Genomic DNA, 7,599 nt, shown 5'->3' with positions numbered 1-7,599 from the left:
GACGAGGCCGGCAGCGTGATCAGCGCGGTGCTGTTCGGCGCGCTGGCCGGCACCGGCGTGCTGCCGTTCTCGCGCAGCCAGTTCGAAGCCACGATCACGCGTGGCGGCGTCGGCGTGAAGCCCAGCCTGAAGGCTTTTGCCGCAGGTTATGCGCGTGCCGATGCCGATGCCGAGCCCGACGCGGTCGCCGCTGCAGTGCCGCTGAGCGTTTCGCCGGCCGGCGGGGTGCCGGCAACCCCCGCGCCGCGCGATGAGGCGGTGCGCGCGCTGCTCGAGCGCATCGCCCGGCAGTTCCAGGCCAGCGCCGGTGCCGTTCTGACCGAAGGCGTGCGCCGCCTGATCGACTACCAGGACCCGGCCTACGCCGCGCTCTACCTCGACCGCCTGGCCTCCGTGGCGCGGCTGCCGGCGACCGACGGCGAGCCGCTGCTGCTGCAGGAAACCGCACGCCACCTGGCGCTGTGGATGAGCTACGAAGACACCATCCGCGTCGCCGAACTGAAGACCCGCGCCACCCGCTTCGAGCGCGTGCGCGACGAGGTGCGCGCCACCTCCGACCAGCTGCTGGCGATCAACGAATACATGCACCCGCGCCTGCAGGAGATCTGCGAGACCCTGCCGGCCGGCCTGGGCCGCTGGCTGGAAGCATCGGGCTGGCCGCGTGGCCTGGTCGAACGCTTCACGCAAAAAGGCCGCGTCATCACCACCAGTTCGCTGCGCGGCTTCCTGATGCTCTATGCGGTGGCCGGCATGAAGCGCTGGCGGCGCGGCACGCTGCGCTTTGCGATGGAGACGCAGCGCATCGAGCACTGGCTGGCGCAGATCGCGCAGGCCGCCGCCCTCAATCCGCGGCTGGCGGTGGAAGTGGCGCAATGCCAGCGCCTGGTCAAGGGCTACAGCGATACGCATGCCCGCGGCCTGCGCAACTTCGAGGCGCTGATGGCCGCAGTGCAGCGCGCCGGCGCCGCACTGGCACCGGCCACGCTGCGCGAACTGCGCGACGCGGCGCTGGCCGATGAACACGGCGCGCAGCTGCGTGCAACGCTGGCCCGCCACGCGCTGGCCTGAGCAGGAGACACCGCACCATGTCAACCACCCTCATGGCCACGATCCCGGCCACCAGCGCGGCCACCAGCGCGGCCACGCTGCAACTACGAGTTATCGAGGCGCGTTGCCTGAACCCGTTGATCCGCCTGATCCGTCTGCGTGCCGACGACGGCGCAGCGTTGCCCGGCTACAGCGCCGGCGCGCACCTGCGCGTGCAGGTCAGTCTGCCCGATGGCCGCAGCGACTGGCGGCACTACTCGCTGATCAACCTGTCGACGCAGGCCGATGCCACGCAGGCGCCCACCGAGTACCTGATCGCCGTGCGGCGCGAGGACGAAGGCCGCGGCGGTTCGCGCTACATGCACCAGCAGGTGCAGGCGGGTCAGCTGCTGACCATCGAGGCACCGAAGAACGAGTTTCCGCTGCGCGAACACGCCGGCTGCGCGGTGCTGGTGGCCGGCGGCATCGGCATCACGCCGCTGCTCAGCATGGCGGTGCAGCGCCTCGCGCAGCAGGCCCCCGTGCGCCTGCACTATGCCGGCCGCAGCCGCGCGCTGATGGCCTTTCTGCCCGAGTTGCAGACCCTGCTGGGTGATGCGCTGCGCCTGCACACCGACGCGGAAGCCGGCGCACCGCTGGATGTGGACGCGCTGCTCGACGGCTGCGGCGCTGCTGACCAGCTGTATGTCTGCGGCCCCAAGCCGATGCTCGACACCGTGCTCGCGAAGACGCAGGCCCGCGGCTGGACCCGCGAGCGTGTGCACTTCGAGGTCTTCACCGCGCCGGCTGTCGAGGTGGGTGACCATGCTTTCGAACTTGTGCTGGCGCAAAGCGGACGTTCCCTCACGGTGCCGGCCGATCGCAGCATCCTCGACGTGCTGATAGCCGCCGGCTGCGACCCGCTGTTCGATTGCCAGCGCGGCGAGTGCGGCGTCTGCGCGGCGCCGGTGCTCGAAGGCGAGATCGACCACCGCGACTACGTGCTGACCGGGCGTGAGAAGAACGCCGGCAACGTGATGCAGATCTGCATCTCGCGTTGCAAGGGCCAGCGCTTGGTACTGGACCTGTAGGAGCACACGCCATGAGCCGATACGAAGGCAGGCCCGACGCCGTGAACGCCCTGGTGAAGGACACCGAGGTGCACAAGGACCTGTACATCGACCCCGAGCTGTTCGGGCTGGAGATGGACCATCTCTTCGCCAACACCTGGGTCTATGTCGGCCATGCCAGCCAGGTGCCGAACAAGGGCGATTACTACACCACCACGGTGGGCACGCAGCCGGTGGTGATGGTGCGCCACAGCGACAACAGCGTGAAGCTGCTCTACAACCGCTGTCCGCACAAGGGCACGAAGGTGGCCGGCGAAGTCTGCGGCAACACCGGCAAGTTCTTCCGCTGCCCCTACCACGCCTGGACCTTCAAGACCGACGGCAGCCTGTTGTCGGTGCCGCTGAAGAAGGGCTACGACAACACCGGCTTCGAGTCCTGCGAAGCCAGCCGGGGCATGGCGCCGGTGGGCGCCGTGCAGGTCTACCGCGAGTTCGTGTTCTGCCGGCTCAACCCGCAAGGCGTCGGCTTCGAGGACTTCTTCGGCGAGTCGCTGTCGACGCTGGACAACATGGTCGATCGTTCGCCCGAAGGCCGGCTGGAAGTGGCCGGCGGCGTGATGCGCTACCTGCACGCCTGCAACTGGAAGATGCTGGTCGACAACCAGACCGACACTTGCCATCCGATGGTGGCGCACGAATCGTCGGCCGGGACCGCCGTGCGGGTGTGGAAAGAAGCGCCCGAGGGCACGCCCAAGCCGATGGCGGTGGAACTGTTCGCGCCCTTCGTGAACTCCTACGAGTTCTTCGAGAACATGGGCATCCGCGTCTGGGACAACGGCCACGGCCACACCGGCGTGGCCGACTCGATCCACGCCGCCTATTCGCCCGTGCCCGGCTACTGGGAGCAGATGGTCGCGGCCCATGGCGAGGACCGGGCCAAGCAGATCCTCGGCGAGCTGCGGCACAACACCGTCTACTTCCCCAACATCATGGTCAAGGGGCCGATCCAGACGCTGCGCCGCTTCGTGCCCATCGCGGTGGACAAGACGCTGGTCGAGTCCTGGACCTTCCGCCTGGTCGGCGCGCCGGACCTGCTGCTCGAGCGCACGCTGATGTACAACCGCCTCGTCAACGCGCCGACCTCGGTCGTCGGCCACGACGACCTCGAGATGTACGAGCGCGCGCAAGAGGGCCTGCAGGCGCGCGGCCGCGACTGGATCAACGTCGGCCGGCTGTACGACCCGGCCGAGCGCGGCCAGGTGAATGTCGCCACCAACGGCACCAACGAATGGCAGATGCGCAACCAGTTCCGCGCCTGGGCCAGGTACATGACGGTGTCGATGCGGGAAGGGGCGGCGGTATGAGCCGCCGGGCCGCTCCCAAGGCGAATAGCGCAGCGCGCAGCGCGGAGGTTTCTCAATGAGCAACTTCACCGACAAGCAGCTGATCGACTTCGTTTACGCCGAGGCCCGCCTGCTCGACGAGCAGCGCTTCGATGAGTGGCTGAACCTCTTCACCGAAGACGCGCACTACTGGATGCCGCTGGCCCCCGGCCAGCAGGACGCGCGGCTGCACGCCTCGCTGCTGTACGAAGACAAGCTGCTGCTGCGCGTGCGCGTCGAGCGGCTCGCCGGTGCACGCACCTTCTCGCAGCAGCCGCGCAGCCGCTGCCACCACCTGCTGCAGGCACCGAGCGTCGAGCTGGCCGACCGCGACACCGGCCGCTACACGCTGCGCACCGCCTTTCACTATGTCGAGACGCGGCTGGATGCGCAGACGCTGTTCGCCGGCTGGGCGACGCATGAACTCGTGACGCTCGAGGGTGCGCTGCGCATCCATCTCAAGCGGGTCGACCTCGTCAACTGCGACGCGGCCTTCGGCAACATCAACCTGTTCATGTAGGCCATGCCAGCAACCGCGAGCACACGATGAACGAACCTGCCCACACCGTTGCCCAGGCTTTTGCCCAATCCGCCGCGCGCCACGGCGAGCGGCCCTTCCTGGGCGTGCTGGCCGAGACCGCGGCGGTCTACGGCGTGGCCGAGGGCGAGACGTGTTATGCCGAGTTGCAGCATCGTATCGAGGCCCTCCGTGCCGCTTATGCCGCCGCGGGCTACGGCCATGGCCACCGCGTCGGTCTGCTGCTGGAGAACCGGCCGGCCTTCTTCCTGCACTGGTTTGCGCTCAATGGCCTGGGCGTCTCGGTCGTGCCGATCAACCCGGATCTGCGTTCGGCCGAGCTGGAGTACCTGATCGGGCATTCGGAGATCGCGCTGGCCGTCGCCCTGCCGGCGCGCCACGCGGCCTTGGCGGCGGCAGCCCGCGCGGCAGACCGCGCGATGCACGTGATCGATGCCGACGACCTGCCGCCCGCCGCGCCCTTCGCCGCGCCGCTGGCGCAGCAGGCCATCGGCGAGCGCAGCGAATGCGCGCTGCTCTACACCTCGGGCACGACGGGCCGGCCCAAGGGCTGCAGGCTGCCCAACCGCTACTTCCTGCATGCGGGAGCCTGGTATGCCGGCATCGGCGGCCTGGCGCAGCTGCGGCCCGGCGAGGAGCGCATGCTGACGCCGCTGCCGCTGGTGCACATGAATGCGATGGCGTATTCGACGATGGCGATGCTGCTGACCGGCGGCTGCCTGATCCCGTTGGACCGCTTCCATCCCGGCAGCTGGTGGGACAGCGTGCGCGCCTCGCGCGCCACCGTCGTGCACTACCTCGGCGTGATGCCGGCGATGCTGATGAAGGCGGCGACCTCGGCGCAGGACAGCACGCACGACGTGCGTTTCGGTTTCGGCGCCGGCGTCGACCGCAGCCTGCATGCGGCGTTCGAGGAACGCTTCGGGTTCCCGCTGCTGGAGGCTTGGGCGATGACCGAGACTGGTGCCGGCGCGGTGATCATCGCGAACCAGGAACCCCGCCTCGTCGGCAGCAGCTGCTTCGGCCGCGAGGGCAACGATGTGCAGGTGCTGCTGCGGGCCGACAGCGGCGCGCCGGCGGCGATCGACGAAGCCGGCGAGCTGCTGGTGCGCCATGCCGGCGCCGATGCACGCGACGGTTTCTTCGCAGGCTACCTCAAGGATGACGCGGCCACCGACGAAGCCTGGGCCGACGGCTGGTTCCACACCGGCGACATCGTGCGCCGCGGCGCCGATGGCCAGCTGCACTTCATCGACCGGCGCAAGAACGTGATCCGCCGCAGCGGCGAGAACATCTCCGCCGTCGAGGTGGAAAGCGTGCTGCTGCAGCACCCGCAGGTGAAGGCCGCCGCGGTGGCCGCCGTGCCCGATGCCTTGCGCGGCGACGAAGTGCTGGCCTGCATCGTCAGCGACAGCGTGCCGGCCGATGCCCAGGCGCGGCAGGCGGCCGCGGAAGACATCGTCGCCTGGTGCCTGGCCCGCCTGGCGTATTACAAGGCACCGGGCTACGTGGCCTTTGTCGACGCGCTGCCGCTGACCACGTCGCAGAAAGTGCAGCGCGGTGAACTGCGCACGATGGCCGCCGCGCTGCCCGGGCAGGCAAATTGCATTGCCACCGGCGCGATGAAGAAGAGGTCCGCATGAGCCGCCGCCGCCAGTCCTACGAAGGCATCGCCGTCGCGGTGCCGGTGACGGTGCCCTACCTGCGTTACTCCACCCACGATGCGCACTGGTTCATCGGCCAGGCGCTGCGCGCGCTGGTTGGGGCCTCGGGCATCGCCAAGGAACAGATCGATGGGCTCACGGTCAGCAGCTTCTCGCTGTCGCCCGACACCGCCGTCGGCGTGACGCAGCACCTGGGCGTGTCGCCGCGCTGGCTGGACCACATTCCGACCGGCGGAGCGTCGGGCGTGATGGCCTTGCGCCGCGCCGCGCGGGCGGTGCAGTCCGGCGATGCGGACGTCGTGGCCTGCATTGCCGCCGACACCAACCATGTCGACTCGTTCCGGCAGACGCTGGGCAGCTTCAGCCACTTCGCGCGGGACGCCAGCTATCCCTATGGCTCGGGCGGGCCGAATTCGATCTTCGCCTTCATCACCGCGAACTACATGCGCACGTTCGGCGCGACGCGGGAAGACTTCGGCCGCATCGCGGTGGATCAGCGCAGCAATGCGCTGAAGAACCCGAACGCGCTGTTCAAGAAGGCACTGACGCTGGACGAGTACATGGCCGCGCGGCCGATCTCCGACCCGATCCATTTGTTCGACTGCGTGATGCCCTGCGCCGGTGCCGAGGCCTTTCTGGTGATGCGCGAGGAACGCGCCCGCGACCTCGGCCTGCCGCATGTGCTGGTGCGCGGCGCGATCGAGCGCCACAACGCCTATGCCGACGATCCGGTGATGGTGCGCGGCGGCTGGCGCATGGACCGCGACGATCTGTATGCGCAGGCCGATGCAACGCCGGCCGACATCGACTTCGTGCAGACCTACGACGACTACCCGGTGATCGTGATGCTGCAGTTCGAAGACTTGGGTTTCTGCGACAAGGGCGGCGGTCCGCCCTTCGTGCGGGCGCACACCACGACGCACGATGGCAGCTTCCCGAACAACACCAGCGGCGGGCAACTGTCGGTGGGCCAGGCCGGCGCGGCCGGTGGTTTTCTCGGCATGACCGAAACGATCCGACAGCTCACCGGCCAGGCCGGTGAGCGTGCGGTGCCGGGTGCGAAGCTGGGTCTCGTGTCCGGTTTTGGCATGGTCACTTACGACCGCTGCCTGTGCACCGGTGCGGTGATCCTGGGGAGCGCGACATGAGCCCGATCCGGGCTTGCCGGTCGGGCTCGCTCCCCCTCGGGGGGACGGCCCGCAGGGCCAAGGGGGCCACATGACCATGCCGTTGATGAGACCCAAGCGCAAGAACCCCGTTCTGCGCACGCGGCAGATGAACCTGCCGCCCTGGGCACGGGGACGCACTGCGTTAGGCATGACGGCCGCGGCGGCCGAGGGCCGCTTCGAGCTGCAGGTCTGCAAGGACTGCGCAGCGGTGCAATACCCGCCGCGCGAAGCCTGCCACCGCTGCCTGTCGGCGCGCCTGCAATGGCGTGCGCAATCGGGCGAGGGCACGCTGCTGGCCATTACCACCTTGCACCACAGCAACGACCCGTTCTTCCGCGAACGCTTGCCGTGGCGACTGGGCATGGTGCAGCTGGCCGCCGGCCCGTCATTGATGGTGCACCTGCATGGCGAGGTCGGCGACGCACCGGCGCCGGTGAAGGTGGGTGCTCGCCTGGACCGCGCCGGCCAGGCGGTACTGATCGGATTTCCTGCCGAAGGGAGTGAACACATGGCTGACGACAAGATGCTGCGCGAGATGAGCAGCGACCCGAAGTTCCGCAAGGTGCTGGTGACCGACGGCAAGACCGCCGTCGGCCAGGCCATCGTGCAGGCGCTGGTGAAGGCCGGCGCCGACATCGTCTGGGTCGGCCATGCCGAGCCGTGGAAGAAGCTGCCCGGCGTCGACGACATCACCCAGCTGCCGCAGGTCACGCTGGTGCCGCTGGACCTGACCAACGGCCGCTCGGTCAG

7 protein-coding genes are annotated in these 7,599 nt (G+C 69.0%); all 7 read left to right on the top strand.

What is annotated here, in order from left to right; all coding sequences use genetic code 11:
* Positions 1 to 1,068, top strand: a 1,068-nt coding sequence (locus VLK61_RS18505; protein ID WP_325423097.1) for an indolepyruvate oxidoreductase subunit beta family protein, incomplete at its 5' end; no start/stop codon positions are given.
* Positions 1,069 to 1,085: 17 nt separating this feature from the next.
* Positions 1,086 to 2,117 (top strand): PDR/VanB family oxidoreductase, encoded by a 1,032-nt coding sequence (locus tag VLK61_RS18500; RefSeq protein WP_325423096.1) that lies wholly within the window; start codon positions 1,086 to 1,088, stop codon positions 2,115 to 2,117.
* 11 nt (positions 2,118 to 2,128) lie between these two features.
* Positions 2,129 to 3,460, top strand: coding sequence for an aromatic ring-hydroxylating dioxygenase subunit alpha (locus VLK61_RS18495; protein ID WP_325423095.1), 1,332 nt, complete (start codon positions 2,129 to 2,131; stop codon positions 3,458 to 3,460).
* 55 nt (positions 3,461 to 3,515) lie between these two features.
* Complete coding sequence (locus VLK61_RS18490) at positions 3,516 to 3,998, top strand: aromatic-ring-hydroxylating dioxygenase subunit beta (RefSeq protein ID WP_325423094.1); 483 nt, start codon at positions 3,516 to 3,518, stop codon at positions 3,996 to 3,998.
* 26 nt (positions 3,999 to 4,024) lie between these two features.
* A complete protein-coding gene (locus VLK61_RS18485) occupies positions 4,025 to 5,659 on the top strand; it encodes an AMP-binding protein (protein WP_325423093.1) in 1,635 nt (544 codons plus the stop codon).
* Positions 5,656 to 6,828 (top strand): thiolase family protein, encoded by a 1,173-nt coding sequence (locus VLK61_RS18480; protein WP_325423092.1) that lies wholly within the window; start codon positions 5,656 to 5,658, stop codon positions 6,826 to 6,828. Before VLK61_RS18485 ends, VLK61_RS18480 begins: the two co-directional genes overlap by 4 nt.
* A gap of 70 nt (positions 6,829 to 6,898) precedes the next feature.
* On the top strand, positions 6,899 to 7,599 hold a 701-nt coding region (locus VLK61_RS18475; protein WP_325423091.1), incomplete at its 3' end, for a Zn-ribbon domain-containing OB-fold protein.

Source organism: Aquabacterium sp. (assembly GCF_035476535.1).
In the GTDB taxonomy this organism is placed as follows: domain Bacteria; phylum Pseudomonadota; class Gammaproteobacteria; order Burkholderiales; family Burkholderiaceae_C; genus Pseudaquabacterium.
The sequence above is the reverse complement of the archived record's forward strand: the minus strand, read 5'-3'. Positions and strand labels throughout refer to the sequence as shown.